Origin of the sequence: Pseudonocardia lacus (genome assembly GCF_018531445.1) — a bacterium.
Lineage (GTDB): Bacteria > Actinomycetota > Actinomycetes > Mycobacteriales > Pseudonocardiaceae > Pseudonocardia > Pseudonocardia lacus.
This window is the reverse complement of sequence record NZ_JAHDTH010000030.1, coordinates 23,005-41,814: the sequence shown is the minus strand read 5'-3', so window position 1 is coordinate 41,814 and position 18,810 is coordinate 23,005. Positions and strand designations below refer to the sequence as shown.

14 protein-coding genes are annotated in these 18,810 nt (G+C 74.1%); 10 read left to right on the top strand and 4 right to left on the bottom strand.

Features of this window, described 5'->3' with window-relative positions; translation table 11 throughout:
* Window positions 1-24: 24 nt before the first annotated feature.
* Genes KIK08_RS09230 through KIK08_RS09220 form a run of 3 tightly spaced genes read right to left on the bottom strand, consistent with a single transcriptional unit; the run spans window position 25 to window position 3,535 of the window.
* Window positions 25-1,227, bottom strand: coding sequence for a SufB/SufD family protein (locus KIK08_RS09230; RefSeq protein WP_214402611.1), 1,203 nt, complete (start codon window positions 1,225-1,227; stop codon window positions 25-27).
* Complete coding sequence (gene sufB, locus KIK08_RS09225; protein WP_214402610.1) at window positions 1,224-2,651, bottom strand: Fe-S cluster assembly protein SufB; 1,428 nt, start codon at window positions 2,649-2,651, stop codon at window positions 1,224-1,226. Before sufB ends, KIK08_RS09230 begins: the two co-directional genes overlap by 4 nt.
* Entirely contained in the window at window positions 2,648-3,535 is an 888-nt protein-coding gene (locus tag KIK08_RS09220; RefSeq protein ID WP_214402609.1) for a helix-turn-helix transcriptional regulator, read from the bottom strand. The genes sufB and KIK08_RS09220 overlap by 4 nt, the downstream gene beginning before the upstream one ends.
* 96 nt (window positions 3,536-3,631) lie before the next feature.
* On the opposite strand from KIK08_RS09220, the gene mptB reads away from it, so the two are divergent.
* The 7 genes from mptB to fdhA all read left to right on the top strand — a co-directional run bounded on the left by mptB (window position 3,632) and on the right by fdhA (window position 12,674).
* Window positions 3,632-5,209 (top strand): polyprenol phosphomannose-dependent alpha 1,6 mannosyltransferase MptB, encoded by a 1,578-nt coding sequence (mptB, locus tag KIK08_RS09215; RefSeq protein ID WP_214402608.1) that lies wholly within the window; start codon window positions 3,632-3,634, stop codon window positions 5,207-5,209.
* Window positions 5,210-5,332: 123 nt separating this feature from the next.
* Window positions 5,333-6,262 (top strand): ABC transporter ATP-binding protein, encoded by a 930-nt coding sequence (locus tag KIK08_RS09210; protein ID WP_214402607.1) that lies wholly within the window; start codon window positions 5,333-5,335, stop codon window positions 6,260-6,262.
* Window positions 6,259-7,071, top strand: coding sequence for an ABC transporter permease (locus KIK08_RS09205; RefSeq protein ID WP_408004653.1), 813 nt, complete (start codon window positions 6,259-6,261; stop codon window positions 7,069-7,071). Before KIK08_RS09210 ends, KIK08_RS09205 begins: the two co-directional genes overlap by 4 nt.
* 88 nt (window positions 7,072-7,159) lie before the next feature.
* Window positions 7,160-8,179, top strand: a complete 1,020-nt coding sequence (locus KIK08_RS09200) for a COX15/CtaA family protein (RefSeq protein WP_214402606.1) — start codon at window positions 7,160-7,162, stop codon at window positions 8,177-8,179.
* A 7-nt stretch (window positions 8,180-8,186) separates the two neighbouring features.
* Window positions 8,187-9,158 carry a quinone oxidoreductase family protein gene (locus tag KIK08_RS09195; RefSeq protein WP_214402605.1) on the top strand — a complete coding sequence of 324 codons (972 nt, stop codon included), beginning with the start codon at window positions 8,187-8,189 and terminating at the stop codon, window positions 9,156-9,158.
* A gap of 73 nt (window positions 9,159-9,231) precedes the next feature.
* Window positions 9,232-11,313 (top strand): S9 family peptidase, encoded by a 2,082-nt coding sequence (locus KIK08_RS09190; RefSeq protein WP_214402604.1) that lies wholly within the window; start codon window positions 9,232-9,234, stop codon window positions 11,311-11,313.
* 140 nt (window positions 11,314-11,453) lie between these two features.
* Window positions 11,454-12,674: a formaldehyde dehydrogenase, glutathione-independent gene (gene fdhA / locus KIK08_RS09185; protein ID WP_214402603.1), complete on the top strand. Its 1,221-nt coding sequence runs from the start codon at window positions 11,454-11,456 to the stop codon at window positions 12,672-12,674.
* 76 nt (window positions 12,675-12,750) lie between these two features.
* Here the strand turns inward: fdhA and KIK08_RS09180 are convergent, their stop codons facing one another.
* Window positions 12,751-13,668 (bottom strand): heme o synthase, encoded by a 918-nt coding sequence (locus tag KIK08_RS09180; protein ID WP_308257520.1) that lies wholly within the window; start codon window positions 13,666-13,668, stop codon window positions 12,751-12,753.
* 265 nt (window positions 13,669-13,933) lie between these two features.
* Here KIK08_RS09180 and tkt point away from each other — a divergent pair, with 265 nt between their 5' ends.
* From tkt to KIK08_RS09165, 3 genes are read left to right on the top strand one after another with little or no spacing between them, the layout of a single operon-like run.
* Window positions 13,934-16,021 (top strand): transketolase, encoded by a 2,088-nt coding sequence (gene tkt, locus KIK08_RS09175; protein WP_308257517.1) that lies wholly within the window; start codon window positions 13,934-13,936, stop codon window positions 16,019-16,021.
* 15 nt (window positions 16,022-16,036) lie between these two features.
* Window positions 16,037-17,146: a transaldolase gene (gene tal, locus KIK08_RS09170; RefSeq protein ID WP_214402600.1), complete on the top strand. Its 1,110-nt coding sequence runs from the start codon at window positions 16,037-16,039 to the stop codon at window positions 17,144-17,146.
* 48 nt (window positions 17,147-17,194) lie between these two features.
* On the top strand, window positions 17,195-18,754 hold the full coding sequence (locus KIK08_RS09165; RefSeq protein ID WP_214402599.1) for a glucose-6-phosphate isomerase: 1,560 nt from the start codon (window positions 17,195-17,197) through the stop codon (window positions 18,752-18,754).
* Window positions 18,755-18,810: the final 56 nt, after the last annotated feature.

The following is an 18,810-nucleotide window of genomic DNA, read 5'->3' as shown; positions in this document are numbered from 1 at the left end:
CGTCGTCTGTGGTGGGGTGGCGGGTCAGGAACCGGTGACCGCGAGCTCGGCCTCGATCGCCGCTTCCAGCCGCTCGCGCAGCTCGGGGACGGTGACCCGGGTCAGGATCTCGCCGAAGAAGCCGCGCACGACCAGCCGCCGCGCCACGTCCTCCGGGATGCCCCTGCTCTGCAGGTAGAACAGCTGCTCGTCGTCGAAGCGACCGGTGGCGCTGGCGTGCCCGGCGCCGGCGATCTCGCCGGTCTCGATCTCCAGGTTGGGCACCGAGTCGGCCCGCGCGTGCTGGGTGAGCACGAGGTTGCGGTTGAGCTCGAAGGTGCTCGTGCCCTCGGCCGCGGCCCGGATGAGCACGTCGCCGATCCAGACCGTGCGCGCGTCCGGCATGCCGTCGACGCCCTGCAGGGCGTTCTTGTAGATCACGTTCGACGTGCAGTGGGGGACCGCGTGGTCGACCAGCAGGCGCTGTTCGAGGTGCTGGCCGGCGTCGGCGAACCCGAGCCCGGCCAGCTCCGCGTCGCCGCCCGGGCCCCGGTACTTGACCGTGGGGGTGATCCGCACCAGGTCGCCGCCCAGCGAGACCGAGGTGGCCCGCAGGACGGCGTCGCGCCCGACCGCGAAGTGCTGGGCGCCCACGTGCACGGCGTCGTCGGCCCACTCCTCGGTGACCACCACGGTCAGCCGGGAGGAGTCGGCCAGCACGACCTCGAGGTTGTCGGCCAGCGCGCCGGACCCGCGCTGCTCGACCACCACGGTCGCCTCGGCGAACGGGGTGGTGCGCAGCTGCAGGTGCCCGACCGCGGTGGCGCCCGCCCCCGGGCCGGTGACCGAGACGGTCACCGGGGCCGGGGTGCCGTCCAGGGTGACGACGGTGGCCTCGGTGAACGCCGACCAGGCGGCCGCGGCGACCCGGTCGGCCGGGACCCCGCCCTCGCCGATGCGGCTGTCGTCGCGGCTGACGGTCTCGACGGTGACGCCGTCGACGGGGGTCACCGCGTAGGTGATCTTCCCGTCGAAGGCCGCCGAGCCGTCGTGCAGGCCCCGCAGCCGGCGCATCGGGGTGAACCGCCAGTTCTCCTCACGGCCGCCGGGGACCTCGAAGGCCTCGACGTCGTAGGAGGTGAAGCGCTCGCTGGCCGAGGCCAGCGGCTTGGAACCCTGCCCCTCCTTGGCGCCGGCCAGCTCCGGGGCCAGCCCGGCGACCTCGGGCGCGTTGTTGGGCACGCTCATCCGACCGAGCCCTCCATCTGCAGCTCGATGAGCCGGTTCAGCTCCAGCGCGTACTCCATGGGCAGCTCGCGCGCGATGGGCTCGACGAACCCGCGCACGACCATGGCCATCGCCTCGTCCTCGGTCAGGCCCCGGCTCATCAGGTAGAAGAGCTGGTCCTCGCTGACCTTGGACACGGTGGCCTCGTGCCCCATCGTCACGTCGTCGTTGCGGACGTCGACGTAGGGGTAGGTGTCCGAGCGGCTGATCGTGTCGACCAGCAGCGCGTCGCACTTCACCGTGGAGCGCGAGTGGTGCGCCCGCGGGTTGACCTGGACCAGGCCGCGGTAGGAGGTGCGACCGCCGCCGCGGGCCACCGACTTGGAGATGATCGTCGAGGACGTGTGCGGCGCCAGGTGCACCATCTTCGCCCCGGCGTCCTGGTGCTGGCCCTCGCCGGCGAACGCGATGGACAGCACCTCGCCCTTGGCGTGCTCGCCCATCAGCCACACGGCCGGGTACTTCATCGTGACCTTGGAGCCGAGGTTGCCGTCGACCCACTCCATGGTCGCGCCCTCTTCGGCCTTGGCCCGCTTGGTGACCAGGTTGTAGACGTTGTTCGACCAGTTCTGGATCGTCGTGTAGCGGCAGCGGCCGCCCTTCTTGACGATGATCTCGACGACCGCGGAGTGCAGCGAGTCGGACTTGTAGATCGGCGCGGTGCAGCCCTCGACGTAGTGCACGTAGGCACCCTCGTCGACGATGATCAGCGTGCGCTCGAACTGGCCCATGTTCTCGGTGTTGATCCGGAAGTAGGCCTGCAGCGGGATGTCGACGTGCACGCCCGGCGGCACGTAGATGAACGACCCGCCCGACCACACCGCCGAGTTCAGCGCGGAGAACTTGTTGTCACCGGCCGGGATGACCGAGCCGAAGTATTCCTTGAACAGCTCCGGGTGCTCGCGCAGCCCGGTGTCGGTGTCGAGGAAGATCACGCCCTGCTGCTCGAGGTCCTCGCGGATCTGGTGGTACACGACCTCGGACTCGTACTGCGCGGCGACACCGGCGACCAGGCGGGCCTTCTCGGCCTCCGGGATGCCCAGCCTGTCGTAGGTGTTCTTGATGTCCTCCGGCAGTTCCTCCCACGAGGTGGCCTGCTTCTCGGTGGACCGCACGAAGTACTTGATGTTGTCGAAGTCGATGCCGGAGAGGTCGGCGCCCCAGCGCGGCATCGGCTTGCGGTCGAACAGACCAAGCGCCTTGAGCCGGAAGTCGAGCATCCACTGCGGCTCGTTCTTCAGCCGGGAGATGTCGGCGACCACGTCGGCGGACAGACCGCGACGCGCGGTGGCACCTGCCGCGTCGGGGTCCGCCCAACCGAAGTCGTAGCGGCCGAGCGAGGCGAGCGTCTCCTCCTGGGTGAGCGCCTCAGGAGCCGTTGTCATTCGGACTGCCTCCCTATCGGGGATCCTGCTGTCGGGGTCGTGGTGGGTTGCGCGGGTATCTCGGGAGCGGTGCCCCTCGTGCTGTCCGGGCCCGTGCTGTCCGGGCCCGTGCTGTCCGGACCTCGGGTGCGCAGGTCCGGGCTCCGCCGCCGGGGTTCGGGGGCCGGCGACGGGATGTGCGTGGTGCAGGTGGCGTCGCCCCTGGCGATCGTGGCCAGCCGCTGCACGTGGGTACCGAGCAGGGCCGCGAACTCCCGGGTCTCGACCTCGCAGAGCTCGGGGAACTCGGCGGCGACGCGCGCCACCGGGCAGTGGTGCTGGCAGAGCTGCACACCGGTGCCGGCCGCGCGCGCCTGCGCGGCGTAGCCGCGCGAGGTGAGCACCCCGGCCAGCGCGCTCGCCCTGGCGTCGGGACCCTGCGCCGCGGCGATCTGCTGGCGGCCGCCCGGGCCGATCAGCTCGGCGACCCGCGCGGCGGCGAAGCCGCGCACGGCCTCCTCGCCACCGTGCTCGCCCAGGTAGCGCAGCGCGGCGACGGCGAGGGCGTCGTAGCCGTGGCCGAAGCGGGCGCGACCGGTGTCGGTCAGGGTGTAGTGGCGCGCGGGGCGCCCCCGGCCGCGGGGACCGCGCTTCACCGGCTTGGCCACCTGGGCCTCGCCCGCGGCGATGAGGGCGTCGAGGTGGCGGCGCACGGCCGGGCCCGACAGCCCCAGCACCTCGGCCACCTCGGCGGCGGCCACCGGCCCGCGCTCCATGAGCAGGCGGGCCACGGACTCGCGGGTGCGGCCGTCGCCGGTGGCCGGCCCGGCGGCGGGCTCGCCCGACCCGGCCCCGGACGACACGACGTCGCCCGGCGCCTGCGCGCGCTCCTGCCCTGTTTTCACAACACCAGTGTTTCCTATTTACCGGTGACCATGCAAACCCGCCCCGGCGCCGGGTGAGCACAGTCACCGTCGGGCCTGCTCGCTACGCTGCCGACCATGGTGTCAGCCGAGCTGGAGGAGGTGCGCCCCGGCGTGGTCAGCACCCCGCCGCGCGACCCGAGCCGCATCGCCCGCAGGCTCGGACTGACCGGCTCGCTGCTGATGGCCGTGGGCGCGCTGGGGGCGGGCGCGCTGCCCGTCCCGAACCCGGTGTTCGGGCAGCGCCTGCTCGGGCTGCCCAGCCGCAACGCCACCCTGGCCATCGCCATCTGCTACACGGGCATCATCGCGATGGTGCTGGCGTGGCTGTGGGTCGGCAAGATGCTGCGGGCCCGCGGCGCCGTCGCCCCCGCGCCGGACCGGTCCCAGCTGGCCCGCACGGCGGCGCTGTGGGCGATCCCGCTGGCCATCGCGCCGCCGATGTTCTCCCGCGACGTCTACAGCTACCTCGCCCAGAGCGCGATCCTCGACCGCGGCTTCGACCCCTACGTGCTGGGCCCGGCGGGCGCGCTGGGCGTGGAGGACCCGCTCACCCGCTCGATCCCCACCATCTGGCGCGACACCCCGGCCCCCTACGGCCCGCTGTTCCTGCTGCTGGGCCGCGGGGTCACCGCCGTGGCCGGCAACGACATCGTGCTCGGCGTGCTGGTGCACCGCGCGCTCGCGCTGGCCGGCCTGGCCATGATCATCTGGGCGCTGCCCCGGCTGGCCGCCCGCTGCGGGCTCGACACCGGCCTCGCCCTCTGGCTCGGCGCGGCCAACCCCCTGGTGCTGTTCCACCTGGTCAGCGGCATCCACAACGAGGCGCTGATGATCGGGCTGATGCTGGCCGGCATGGAGATCGGCCTGCGCGCCGGCCCGCACCTGCTCGACCGGCAGCTGCTGATCGGCGCCGCGCTGGTGGTCGCCGGTTCCGCGGTCAAGCTGCCGGCCATCCTGGTGCTCGGCTTCCTGGGCATCGAGATCGCCCGCCGCCGCGGCGGCCGCGTGCGCGACGTCGCCGTCGTGGCCGCCGTGCTCACCGCGCTGACCGTCGTCCTCTACGCGGTGCTGTCGCTGGTCACCGGCGTCGGCCTGGGCTGGGCCGCCACCCTCGACACCCCGGCCCTGGTGCGCAGCGGCATGTCCCTGTTCACCGACCTCGGCCTGCTCGCCGGGCAGGTCGGCATCCTCGGCGGCCTGGGCGACCACACCGACTCGGTCCTCGCCGTCGCCCGCGGCATCGGCCTCGCCGGCGCCGCGGTCGGCGCCGGCTGGCTGCTGCTCGCCGTGCTGCGCGGCCGCCTCGACGCGATCTCCGGGATGGCGGCGGGCATGGGCGTGGTCGTGCTGTTCGGGCCGGTCGTGCACCCCTGGTACCTGCTGTGGGCGGTCATCCCCCTGGCCGCCACCAAGGGCCTGCCCATCTACCGCCGCACCATCCTGGCCGCCTCCGCGGTACTGGCCCTGTGCGTGCCGCCCACCGGCGCCGACTTCAACTTCCGCGTCTTCCAGCTGCCCCTGGCCATGCTGGCCGGGTTGCTGATGCTGGTGGTGCTGCTGGCCTTCCAGCGCAGCCGGCTGGCCGGCCAGCACGGGGCGGACATCGACGCCCTCCCCGGCCACGCCCCCAAACCCGCCGCCGGGACGCCGTAGACCCGCACGAGAGCGGCTCTCGTCCAACCAGATCGGACGAGAACCGCTCTCGTCCGCCGAGGTGCCCCTGACGCGCCACCCGTGACCCGATCAAGATCAGCACGGACGGCCTAGACTCCCGGCGTGAGCTCGTCCCCACCCGCCGTCAGCGTCCGCGGCCTGGTCAAGCGCTACGGCCGGACCACCGCGGTCGACGGGCTCGACCTCGACCTGGCCGCCGGACAGGTGCTGGCGCTGCTGGGGCCCAACGGCGCCGGCAAGACGACCACCGTCGAGGTCTGCGAGGGGTTCGTCACCGCCGACGCCGGGGAGGTGCGCGTGCTGGGGGTCGACCCCGCGGGCGCGCCGGACACGTTGCGCGCCCGCATCGGCGTCATGCCGCAGGGCGGGGGTGCCTACCCGGGGGTGCGGGCGGCGGAGATGCTGCGGCTGGTGGCGGCGTGCTCGGCGCACCCGCTCGACGTCGGGTGGCTCAGCGCGGTGCTGGGCCTGGACTCGTGCGCGCGCACCCCGTACAAGCGCCTCTCCGGTGGCCAGCAGCAGCGCCTGGCGCTCGCCTGCGCCGTGGTCGGGCGCCCCGAGCTGGTCTTCCTCGACGAACCCACCGCCGGCATGGACCCGCAGGGCCGGCGGCTGGTGTGGGAGCTGATCGGCGCCCTGCGCCGCGACGGGGTGGCGGTGCTGCTCACGACCCACCTCATGGAGGAGGCCGAGGAGCTGGCCGACCAGGTCGTCATCGTCGACCACGGCCGGGTCGTCGCCCAGGGCAGCCCGGTGGCGCTCACCGCGACCACCGAGCAGCAGGAGCTGCGGTTCCGGGCCAGGGCCGGCATGGACGTCGCCGGGCTGGCCGCGGCGCTGCCCGCGGGCTACGGGGCCGACGAGCCCATAGCCGGCCGGTACGTGGTGCGCGGGCGGATCGACCCGGGCGTGCTGTCGACGATCACCGGGTGGTGCGCCGAGCAGGGCGCGCTCGCCGACGACGTCCAGGTGGCGCGGCGCAGCCTGGAGGACGTCTTCCTGGAGCTGACCGGACGGGAGCTGCGCTCGTGACCACCCCGCCCGCCACTCCGCCCGCCACCGCCGGGCCGACCTTCCCGCCCGGCACGTTCAGCCCCCGCCCCGGCGGCGGGTCCCCGGGGCGCATGCTGGCCGCGCAGGCGGGCACGGAGATGCGGCTGGCCCTGCGCAACGGCGAGCAGGTGCTGCTGACGCTGCTCATCCCGGTCGTGCTGCTGGTCGGGCTGTCCACAGTGGACGTCGTGCCGCTGCCCGAGCCGCGGATCGCGGCGGTGGCCCCGGGCGTGCTCGCGCTGGCCGTGATGTCGACGGCGTTCACCGGGCAGGCGATCGCGCTGGGCTTCGACCGCCGCTACGGCGTCGTGCGCAGGCTGGCCGCGACCGCGCTGCCGCGCTGGCTGCTGGTGGCCGGGCGGCTGGCCGCGGTGCTGGGCGTGGTGGCGCTGCAGATGGTGCTGCTCGGCGGCCTGGCCGCCGGGCTCGGCTGGCGGCCCGAGCCCGCCGGCCTGGGCTGGGCACTGCTGCTGGTCGTGCTGGGCTGCGCGGCGTTCGGCGCGCTCGGCATCCTGCTCGGCGGGACGCTGCGCGCCGAGATCGTGCTGGCGGTGGCCAACCTCGTCTGGTTCCTGCTGCTGGTCGGGGGCGGGATCGCGATCCCGCTCGACCGGCTGCCCGGGCCGCTGGCCGCCGCGGGCGCGGTGCTGCCCTCCGGGGCGCTGGCCGAGGGCCTGCGCGAGACGCTGACCACCGGGGCCGTGCCCGACCCGGGACCGGTGCTGGTGCTGCTCGGCTGGACGGTCGTGGCCGCCGCCGTCGCGGTGCGGGCGGTCCGGCTGCGCTGACGAGGGCACCCAGCAGGCGGCACACAGCAGGCACCGTTCCCGCGGAGTCGCCGGCGCCGGCCGCGGTCCCAGCACCTACCATCGTCTCGTGGTTCTACAAGCCGTAGTGAACCGGCTGCCGGTGGTCCCCCTGCCGCTGATCCGTGCGCTCGCGATCGTGACCGTGGTCGGGCAGGCCGGCATCGCCGTCACCGGCGCGGTGGTGCGGGTGACCGGTTCCGGGCTGGGCTGCCCGACCTGGCCGGAGTGCTTCCCCGGGAGCCTGGTGCCCACCCCGCACCCCGAGGTGGACGCGCTCAACCAGTGGATCGAGTTCGGCAACCGGCTGCTGTCGATCTCGCTGGTGCTGGCGGCCGGGCTGGCCATGCTCGCGGCCCTCACCCTGCGCCCCCGGCGGCGACGGCTGGTGTGGCTGGCCGTCGCCCAGCCGCTGGGAATCGTCGCCCAGGCCGTGATCGGCGGGTTCGTGGTGCTCAGCGGGCTGGTCTGGTGGAGCGTGGCGGTCCACTTCCTGGTCTCGATGGTGTTCACGTGGCTGGCGGTGCTGCTGGTCGCCGCCGTGTCCGACGGGCCGGGACCGGCCCGCCCGCTCGTCCCGGGGGCCGTACGGGGTCTGGTGGCCACCAGCACCCTCGTGCTGGGCGCACTCCTGGTCGCCGGCACGCTGGTGACCGCGGCCGGTCCGCACGCCGGCGACGCCGCCACCCCGCGGCTGGGCATCGCGGTCGCGCCGCTGGCCCAGCTGCACGCCGACCTGCTGTTCGGCTACCTCGGGCTGCTGATCGGGCTCGGGTTCGCGCTCCGCGCGACCGCCGCCCCGCGCATCGTCACCCGCCGCTTCGCCATCCTGGTGGCGGCCGTGCTGGCGCAGGGCGCGCTGGGCGGGACGCAGTACGCGCTCGGGGTCCCGGAGGCGCTGGCCGCGCTGCACGTGCTCGGCGCGGGCCTGGTGACGGTGGCCGCGGCCGGGCTGTGGGTCGCGCTGACCGAGCGGCCCGCGCCGCCCGCCGCGACCACCGGACCGAGTACCGGGCCGGCCGACGCCGTGGTGCCGGGCCCCGGATCCGGTGAGCCGGTCCTGACCGAGGGCGCCCGCAGCGGGGCATGATGCCGCCATGCGCGCGATCCAGATCTCGGAGACCGGCGGACCGGAGGTCCTGACCACCGCCGAGCTGCCCGACCCGACCGCCGGCCCCGGCACGCTGCTGGTCCAGGTGGCCGCGGCCGGGGTGAACTACATCGACACCTACCACCGCGAGGGCATCTACCCGCTGCCGCTGCCCCGCGTGCTGGGGCTGGAGGGCGTGGGGCGCGTCCGCGAGGTGGGCGAGGGCGTCGACGGGTTCGCCGTCGGCGACCGCGTGGCCTGGGCCGAGTGCCCGGGCAGCTACGCCGAGGTCGTCGCGGTGCCGGCCGAGCGCGCCGTCCCGGTGCCCGACGGGGTCTCCGACGAGGTGGCCGTCGGCGCGCTGCTGCAGGGCATGACCGCCCACGCGCTGGTGTTCGACACCTACCCCGTCGCGGCCGGCGACGACGTGCTGGTGCACGCCGCGGCGGGCGGGCTCGGCCTGCTGCTGACCCAGTTCGCCGCGGCCCGCGGCGCCCGGGTGATCGGCACCGTGTCGAGCGCCGAGAAGGAGGAGCTGGCCCGCGGGGCCGGCGCCGCCGACGTCGTCCGCTACACCGAGGTCGACGACCTGGCCGGTGCCGTCCGCGCGCTGACCGGCGGCGCCGGGGTCGCGGTCGCCTACGACAGCGTCGGCGCGTCCACGTTCGACGCCAGCCTGGCCGCGCTGCGCAAGCGCGGGATGCTCGTGCTGTGCGGGGCCTCCAGCGGGCCGGTGCCGCCGCTGGACCCGCAGCGGCTCAACCAGGCCGGCTCGGTCTACCTCACCCGGCCCAAGCTGTTCGACTACATCGCCACGCCCGACGAGCTGCGGGCACGCGCCGCCGCGGTCTACTCGGCCGTCGCGGACGGCTCGCTGGACGTGCGGATCGGGCACCGGTACCCGCTGGCCGAGGCGGCCTCCGCGCACACCGACCTGCAGGCCCGTCGGACCACCGGGAAGGTGCTGCTGATCCCCTGATGCTCCCCTGACGTCGGCGGGTCCCGGTGCAGCCGGGTCGATCAGGGGCCGCCGATGGGGAAGGCTGCCGGAGGTGAGCACTCGCTTCCGCACCCCCTTCGACGACCCCCGGGACTTCGTCGCCTTGCCCCGGCTGGCCGGGCTCGCCCTCGCACCCGACGGCAGCCGGCTGGTCACCACCGTCACGGTGACCGACGCCGAGCGCACCACGCTGCGCTCCTCGCTCTGGCAGGTCGACCCGACCGGGCAGCGGCCGGCGCACCGGCTGACCCGTGGCGCGAGCGGGGAATCGGCCCCGGTGTTCGCCCCGGACGGCGACCTGCTGTTCAGCGCCGCCCGACCCGACCCCGACGCCAAGGACCAGCCCGACGACGCGCCGTCGGCGCTGTGGCGGCTGCCCGCGGCCGGCGGCGAGGCCCGCCTGATCGGCACGCGCCCCGGCGGAATCGGCGGTGTCGTGGTGGCCCGCCGGGCCGGCACCATCGCCGCCACCTCGATGACGATGCCCGGCGCCACCTCGGCCGAGGACGACGAGAAGCTGCGCACCGAACGCAAGGACCGCAAGCTGAGCGCGATCCTGCACACCGGCCACCCGGTCCGGTTCTGGGACCACGACCTGGGCCCCGACGAGCCACGGCTGCTCGCCGCCGGCCCGGGAGTCCCCGTCGCGGGCGCCGACGTCGACCAGACGACCGACGAGGAGGCCACCGGCGACGAGGCCGCCGACGAACTGGTCGAGCCGCGCGTCGACTGGCGCGACCTCACGCCCGACCCGTCCGGGGCGCTGGTGGAAACCTCCCACGACATCACCCCCGACGGCCGCACGCTCATCACCGAGTGGCGCATCGCCGAGCGCCGCGGGGCGAACCGCGTCGCGCTCGTCGCGATCGACGTCGCCACCGGCGAGCGCCGGGTGCTGCTCGACGGCGGCGGCCACGACTGGGTCGCGCCGCGGGTCAGCCCGGACGGCACCCGGGTCGCGCTGCTGCGCGACCGCCACTCCACCCCGACGACCCCGGTCGACCTTCGGCTGGTGGTCGTCCCCGTCGAGGGCGGCGACGCCGTGGAGATCGCGCCGGGGTGGGACCGGTGGGTGAGCCAGCTGGCCTGGGTGCCCGACGGCTCGGCGGTCGTCGTCACCGCCGACGACCACGGCCGGTCCCCGCTGTTCCGCATCGACCTCGCCACCGCCGAGGTCACCCGGCTCACCGGCGACGACGGCGCCTACACCGACCCCGTCGTCTCCCCCGACGGCCGCCACGTCTACGCGCTGCGCAGCTCCTACGACTCGCCGCCCGCCCCGGTGCGGGTCGACGCCGCCGTCCCCGGCCAGGAGCCGGTCCGGCTGCTCTCCCCCGGCGCCGACCCGGAGCTGCCCGGGCGGCTCACCGAGGTCGAGACGACCGCCGAGGACGGCGCGCCGCTGCGCGCGTGGCTGGCGCTGCCGCACTCCGCGACCGGGGACACCCCGGCCCCGCTGCTGCTGTGGGTGCACGGCGGCCCGCTGGGCAGCTGGAACTCCTGGCACTGGCGGTGGAACCCGTGGGTGCTGGTGGCCCGCGGCTACGCGGTCCTGCTGCCCGACCCGGCGCTGTCCACCGGCTACGGCCTGGACTTCATCGCCCGCGGCTGGGGCACCTGGGGCGAGAAGCCCTACACCGACCTGATGGCCGTCACCGACGCCGCCGAGGCCCGCGCCGACATCGACGCCTCCCGGACCGCGGCGATGGGCGGCTCGTTCGGCGGCTACATGGCCAACTGGATCGCCGGGCACACCGACCGCTTCTCCGCGGTCGTCACCCACGCCAGCCTGTGGGCGCTCGACCAGTTCGGGCCGACCACGGACGCCCCGTTCTACTGGCGCCGGGAGATGACGGCCGCGCAGAGCCGCGCCAACACGCCGGACGCCGCGGCGGCCGACATCCGCACGCCGATGCTGGTGATCCACGGCGACCGCGACTACCGGGTGCCGATCGGCGAGGCGCTGCGGCTGTGGTGGGAGCTCGTGGAGCGCCACGACGGCGAGCCGGAGGACCTGCCGCACCGGTTCCTGTACTTCCCCGACGAGGGCCACTGGATCCTGCGCCCGCAGAACTCCGTCGCCTGGTACGAGACGATCATCGAGTTCCTCGACCGGCACGTGCTGGGGGCGTAGCGCGCACCTGGTCGACCGGATAGGGGTGCAGGTGCGTTCGGGCCTGCGGGGTGGGGCCCGAATGCACCCACCCGGGCGGCTCCGGTTGTGAGCGCCGTCGCATGCGAGTACGCCGGGCGGGTCGGACGAGGAGGTTACGCATGAGCGGCAACAAGATCGTCGTGTACAAGGAGCCGGGCGTCGTCGAGGTCGAGGACCACGACGTACCGACGCTGGAGATCCCGGCCGAGGTGGCGAAGGCGACCGGGATGAGCCGACAGGCCGACCACGGGGTCATCCTGCGCACGGTCTCGACCAACATCTGCGGCTCCGACCAGCACATGGTCCGCGGGCGCACCACGGCCCCACCGGGGCAGACCCTCGGCCACGAGATCACCGGCGAGATCGTGGAGAAGGGCCGCGACGTGCAGTTCCTCGACGTGGGCGACATCTGCACGGTCCCGTTCAACATCGCCTGCGGGCGCTGCCGCAACTGCCGCGAGGGCCACACCGGCGTCTGCCTGAACGTCAACCCGGGCCGCGCGGGCTCGGCCTACGGCTACGTCGACATGGGCGGCTGGGAGGGCGGGCAGGCGCAGTACGTGCTCGTCCCGTTCGCCGACTTCAACCTGATCAAGTTCCCGAGCCGCGACCGGGCGCTGGAGAAGATCCTCGACCTGACGATGCTCTCGGACATCTTCCCCACCGGCTACCACGGCGCCTACACGGCCGGGGTGACCACGGGGTCGACGGTCTACGTGGCCGGGGCGGGTCCGGTCGGGCTGGCCGCGGCGTACTCCGCGCAGCTGCTCGGGGCCGCCGTGGTCATCGTCGGCGACCTCAACACCGACCGGCTGGCCCAGGCCCGCTCGTTCGGCTGCGAGACGATCGACGTCTCCCAGGACGCCACCCTGGAGGACCAGGTCGCCGAGATCCTCGGGGTGAACGAGGTGGACTGCGCGGTCGACGCGGTCGGCTTCGAGGCCACCGGGCACGGCTCCGGCGCGACCGAGGCCCCCGCCGCGGTGCTCAACGGCATCATGTCGATCACCCGCGCGGCCGGTCGGCTCGGCATCCCGGGCCTCTACGTCACCGGCGACCCCGGCGCCGCCGACGACGACGCCAAGGAGGGCACGCTCAAGGTGCGCCTGGGCCTGGGCTGGGCCAAGAGCCACTCGTTCACCACCGGCCAGTGCCCGGTGCTGCGCTACAACCGCGGGCTGATGATGAGCATCCTGCACGACAAGGCGCACATCGCGAAGGCCGTCAACGCCACCGTCATCGGCATCGACGACGCCCCGCAGGGCTACCGCGACTTCGACCAGGGCGCCGCGAAGAAGTACGTGCTCGACCCCAACGGCCTCATCCCGAAGGCCGCCTGACCACCGTCGAGAACGAAGTTGTTGTCGTTTTGGACCGGTCCACTCGACAACAACTTCGTTCTCGACGGCGGGCGGGTCAGGAGAACAGCAGCGGGAGGCCGATCGCGGCGTCGACGGCGATGCCCGCGAACAGCACGCACAGGTACATGTTCGACAGGTGGAACAGCCGCATGGGCTGCACGTCGACGCCGCGCACCACCGCGCGGTGCATCAGCTGCGCGCGCAGCACGAAGTACGCCCCACCGAGCACCGCGACCGCGGCGTAGACCCAGGACGTGGCCGGGACCAGCAGCAGCGTCCACGCGGCCATCACCCAGGAGTAGATGACGATGCGCCGCGACACCTGCTCGGCCGTGGCCACCACCGGCAGCATCGGCACCCCGGCGGCGGCGTAGTCCTCGCGGTAGCGCATGGCCAGCGCCCAGAAGTGCGGCGGCGTCCAGAAGAAGATGACGCCGAACATCACCAGGGCTGGCCACTCCACCGTGCCGGTGACCGCGGCCCAGCCGATGACCACCGGCATGCAGCCGGCCGCGCCGCCCCAGACGATGTTCTGCGACGTGCGCCGCTTGAGCAGCATCGTGTAGACGAGCACGTAGAAGGCGATCGCGGCCACCGACAGCCCGGCGGCCAGCAGGTTGGTGGTCAGCGCCAGCCACAGCGCCGACACCGCGCCGAGCACCAGGCCGAAGACCAGCGCGTGCCGCGTCGGCACCCGCCCCTTGGCCAGCGGGCGGCGGGCGGTGCGCTTCATCACCGCGTCGATGTCGGCGTCGGCGACGCAGTTCAGCGCGTGCGCGCTGGCCGCCGACCCGGCGCCGCCGAGCAACGTGGCGCAAATCAGCCACACCGACGGCACCCCGCGCTCGGCCAGGAACATCGCCGGCACCGTGACCACCAGCAACTGCTCGATGATGCGGGTCTTGGTGAGGCCGAGGTAGGCGCCGACCGTGTCGCGGGCCCGCAGCAGGGCCGCCCGCGCTCCCCGCTCCACGCGCGCCCGCGGCGCCTCGTCGTGGGACACGGGAACGGTCACCGGCTACCTCGCAAAGACTGTGGTGGGAACGTCGCAACGGCGGTGTTCTACGGCTTGTCGATGATAGCCCGGTGCGTGGGGTGCGGGCTTGGTGGGTAGCCGATGGATGAACGGTCACGCGCTGATCACATGCCGGGGACCGTCGTCGCTAGGCTGGCGCGCAGAGTCGGGCGCTTCGCCGCGCACCGCCTGCCACCCCCACTCCGACCGAGGGAACGTTGCCGTGGCCGATACCGACATCGAGACGCTCACCCGCGCACAGGTGCCCGCCGACTGGACCGACCTGGACCGCCGCGCGGTCGACACCGTCCGCGTCCTCGCCGCCGACGCCGTGCAGAAGGTCGGCAACGGCCACCCCGGCACCGCGATGAGCCTCGCCCCGCTGGCCTACACCCTGTTCCAGCGGGTCATGCGGCACGACCCGACCGACCCCGACTGGGTCGGCCGCGACCGCTTCGTGCTCTCCGCCGGGCACTCCAGCCTGACGCTCTACCTGCAGCTGTTCCTGTCCGGCTACGGCCTCGAACTGGCCGACATCCAGGCCCTGCGCACCTGGGGCTCGAAGACCCCCGGCCACCCCGAGCACCGCCACACCCCCGGCGTGGAGATCACCACCGGCCCGCTGGGCCAGGGCCTGGCCTCCGCGGTCGGCATGGCGATGGCGGCGCGGCGCGAGCGCGGCCTGTTCGACCCGGACGCCGCGCCCGGCGAGAGCCCGTTCGACCACGACATCTTCGTCATCGCCTCGGACGGCGACATCGAGGAGGGCATCACCTCGGAGGCGTCCTCGCTGGCGGGCACCCAGCAGCTGGGCAACCTCACGGTGATCTACGACGACAACAAGATCTCCATCGAGGACGACACCACGATCGCGCTGTCGGAGGACACGGCCAAGCGCTACGAGGCCTACGGCTGGCACGTGCAGGTCGTCGAGGGCGGCGAGAACGTCACCGGCATCCTCGACGCCCTGCAGAACGCCAAGGCCGAGACCGGCCGCCCGTCGTTCATCCTGCTGCGCACGATCATCGGCTTCCCGGCGCCGAAGAAGATGAACACCGGCAAGGCGCACGGCTCGGCGCTGGGCGACGAGGAGGTGGCCGAGGTCAAGAAGATCCTCGGCTTCGACCCGGACAAGACCTTCGAGGTGGCCGACGAGGTCCTCGCGCACGCCCGCAAGGTCATCGACCGCGGTCGCGTGGCGCGCCAGGCCTGGCAGAAGGGCTACGACGACTGGCGCTCGCGCGAGTCCGAGCGCGCCGAGCTGTTCGACCGGATGCTCGGGCGCACGCTGCCCGAGGGCTGGGAGAAGGCGCTGCCCAGCTGGGAGGTCGACCCGAAGGGCGTGGCCACCCGCAAGGCCTCCGGCGAGGTCCTCAAGGCACTGGCCGACGTGCTGCCCGAGCTGTGGGGCGGCTCGGCCGACCTGGCCGAGTCCAACAACACCACGATGGAGGGCGCGAACTCGTTCGGCCCCGAGTCGATCAAGACGAAGATGTGGGACGCCACCCCGTACGGCCGCACGCTGCACTTCGGAGTGCGCGAGCACGCGATGGGCGCGATCCTCAGCGGCATCGCGCTGCACGGCCCGACCCGACCCTACGGCGGCACCTTCCTCACGTTCAGCGACTACATGCGCCCGGCCGTGCGACTCGCGGCGCTGATGAAGTCGTCGGTGATCTACGTGTGGACGCACGACTCGATCGGCCTCGGCGAGGACGGCCCCACCCACCAGCCGATCGAGCACTTCGCGGCCCTGCGCGCGATCCCCGGCCTGGCGTTCGTCCGGCCCGGCGACGCCAACGAGACCGCGCACGCCTGGCGGGCGACCCTGGAGAACCCGGAAGGCCCCAAGGGCCTGGCGCTGACCCGGCAGAACGTGCCGACCCTGGAGGGCACCTCCTACGAGGGCGTCTCCCGCGGCGGCTACGTGCTGGCCGAGGCGTCCTCCGGCGAGCCGCGGGTGATCCTCATCGGCACCGGCTCCGAGCTGCAGATCGCGGTCGACGCCCGGCGCGTCCTGGAGGACGAGGGCGTGCCCACCCGGGTCGTGTCGATGCCGTGCGTCGAGTGGTTCGACGAGCAGGACGAGGCCTACCGCGAGTCCGTCCTGCCCCCCGCGGTCAAGGCGCGCGTCAGCGTCGAGGCCGGCATCGCCCAGCCGTGGTACCGGTTCGTCGGCGACGCGGGCGAGATCATCTCCATCGAGCACTACGGGGCCAGCGCGGACTACCAGACGCTGTTCAAGGAGTTCGGCTTCACCACCGAGAACGTGGTCGCCGCCGCCCGTCGCAGCCTCGACAAGCTCTCCTGAAGGGAGAACACCACCATGACGAACGACCGGCTGGCCGCCCTGTCCGCGGCCGGCGTGTCCATCTGGCTCGACGACCTGTCGCGGGAGCGGCTGCAGACCGGCAACCTGCAGCAGCTCATCACCGACTACTCGGTCGTCGGCGTCACCACCAACCCGACGATCTTCGCGAGCGCGCTGTCCGACGGCGCCGCCTACGACCAGCAGGTGCGCGAGCTCGCCGCGCGCGGCGCCACCGTCGAGGACGCCATCCGCGAGATCACCGTCGCCGACGTCCAGCAGGCCTGCGACGTGTTCAGCGGCACCTGGGAGAACACCGGCGGCGTCGACGGCCGGGTCTCGCTGGAGGTCGACCCGACCATCGCCCGCGACACCGACGCCACCACCGCGCAGGCCATCGACCTGTGGAAGGCCGTCGACCGGCCCAACCTGCTGGTCAAGATCCCGGCCACGGAGGCCGGCCTGCCGGCGATCACCCAGTCGCTGGCCGAGGGCGTCAGCGTGAACGTGACGCTGATCTTCTCGGTGGAGCGCTACCGCGCCGTGATGGGCGCCTACCTCGACGGCCTGGAGCAGGCCGCGGCCAACGGCCAGGAGCTGTCCCGGATCAGCTCGGTGGCCAGCTTCTTCGTCTCCCGGGTCGACTCCGAGATCGACAAGCGGCTGGAGGCGATCGGCACCGACGAGGCGCTGGCGCTGCGCGGCAAGGCGGGGGTGGCGAACTCCCGGCTGGCCTACGCCGCGTTCCAGGAGGCGTTCACCGGGGCGCGCTGGGACAACCTGGTCAAGCTGGGGGCCAAGGCGCAGCGGCCGCTGTGGGCCTCCACCGGGGTGAAGAACCCCGACTACTCCGACACCCTCTACGTCACCGAGCTCGTGGTGGCCGACACGGTCAACACGATGCCGGAGAAGACGCTCAGGGCGTTCGCCGACCACGGCGAGGTCCAGGGCGACCGGGTCACCGGCACCGCGGCCGAGGCCCAGGAGGTCTTCGACGCCCTGGAGCGCGTCGGCGTCGACCTCACCGACGTCTTCCTGGCGCTGGAGAACGAGGGCGTGGACAAGTTCGAGAAGTCCTGGTCCGAGCTGCAGGAGTCGGTCAAGGGCCAGCTCGAGGCGGCCGGCTGAGGTGACGGTCCGACCGTTCCCGCGCCCGGCCCGGTGAGCCGACCGAGCGTGCCCGAGCCGCCCACCGGGGTCGTGTCCGACCTGGTGGGCGGCTCCGTCGCGAGCCGCCTCGCCGTGGGCGACGTCTCGCTGTGGCCGACCGCCGCCTGGCCGGGCTGGGTCGGGGCCGCGCGCACCGCCCGGCCGATGGTCGGTGCGGTGGCCGCGGTCGGGGAGACCCTGCGGGTGGCCGGCCTGCGCCGGGTCGTGCTGGTGACCACGGCCGGTGTCGGGGTGGCGGTCGAGGGGCTCGGCGTGGGCACGGCGCCCGGCACCGGGCTCGTCGTGCTGGACACGGCCGACCCGGAGTCGGTTGCCGAGGTGGTGGCCGGCGACCTCGACACCACCGCGCTGGTCACCGTCCTGCCGCCGGGCGCGACCGCGGCCGAGGCCGGCTCCGTCACGCTGGTGCACGAGGTGGTGACCGAGGCGCTGGTCCGCGAGGGCCTGCCCGCCGAGCGGCACAGCGTCCTGGTCGACGTCCCGGGCGGGCCGCTGGCCCGCCGGGCCGGGGGGTCCGCGCTGCTCGCCGGCCCTCCGGACGTGTCCGGGCTGTGGTCGTCGCTCAGCGCGTACACGCTCGTGCCCGCCGGCCTCGCCGGCGCCGACATCGGCGTCCTGCTGGCCGGGGCCGACCTGGCCGCGGCCGCGCTGGCCGAGGACGCGCCCGACAACCCGGCACTCGTGCTGGGAGCCCTGCTGGCCGCGGCCCCCGTCGTCGCGCTCACCGGCACCCCGGCGCTGGTGGAGTACGCCACCGAACTGGTCGCCGGCGGCCTGGGCAAGGGCGGGCGCGGACCGCTGGCGGTCCGGCTGGACGACCCCGACGCGCCGCTGGCCGACCTCGTCCGCTCGGCGGGCGTCCCGTCCGACGCGCTGGCCATCGAGCTCGCCGGGCCCGTGTCCGGGGCGGGGACGACACCGGCGCTCGTCGAGCGCACCGACGGCGGGCCGGGGCTGCGCACCGAGGGCTCGGCCGTCGGGCAGGTGCTGCTCTGGCAGCGCGCCGTGGCGGTGGCCGCGCACCTGCTCGCCGTCGACCCCACCGATCGCCCCGGCGCGGCCGGACCCTCCGCCGACGCCGGGTCCGCGCTCGGCGACGGCTTCGTCGACGGCGCCGTCGCGGTGCGCGGCGGGAGCTGGCTCCCCGACGGCGCGCACACGGTCGCCGACGCGCTGCGTGCGCTCGTCGACCCGTCCGGCACGGCGCCCTCCCACCTGGCCGTGCACGCCTATCTTGACCGGGAGAGCGACGCCTCCGCCGCGGTGCTGCGACTGGAGCTGGCCCGCCGCACCGGGTTGACCACCACCTTCGGGTGGGCGCCGCGCTGCCTGGCCGGCACCGGCCAGTACGACAGGGGCGGTCCGGGCACCCCGGTGGTCTGCCAGCTGACCGGGGCCGCGGCGGAACCGGGTGAGCGGCCGGAGGAGCTGGGTGAGCGGCAGGAGGCGATGGCCGACGCGGACGCCGCGGCGCTGGTCGCGGCTGGTCGCCGCGTACTGCGCCTGCACCTCGTCGACCGGATCGCCGGCCTGGTCACCCTGGCCAAGGCCGTCCAGGAGCTCTGAAGCGCCGGGACCGGGCCCACCCACCGCCAACGAGATCAACAGCGACATCACCAGCA

Coding starts and splice junctions, on each gene's coding strand:
- tal (WP_214402600.1), top strand. CDS start 16,037: ATGACGAACGACCGGCTGGCCGCCCTGTCCGCGGCCGGCGTGTCCATC.
- fdhA (WP_214402603.1), top strand. CDS start 11,454: ATGAGCGGCAACAAGATCGTCGTGTACAAGGAGCCGGGCGTCGTCGAG.
- mptB (WP_214402608.1), top strand. CDS start 3,632: ATGGTGTCAGCCGAGCTGGAGGAGGTGCGCCCCGGCGTGGTCAGCACC.
- KIK08_RS09230 (WP_214402611.1), bottom strand. CDS start 1,227: ATGAGCGTGCCCAACAACGCGCCCGAGGTCGCCGGGCTGGCCCCGGAG.
- sufB (WP_214402610.1), bottom strand. CDS start 2,651: ATGACAACGGCTCCTGAGGCGCTCACCCAGGAGGAGACGCTCGCCTCG.
- KIK08_RS09195 (WP_214402605.1), top strand. CDS start 8,187: ATGCGCGCGATCCAGATCTCGGAGACCGGCGGACCGGAGGTCCTGACC.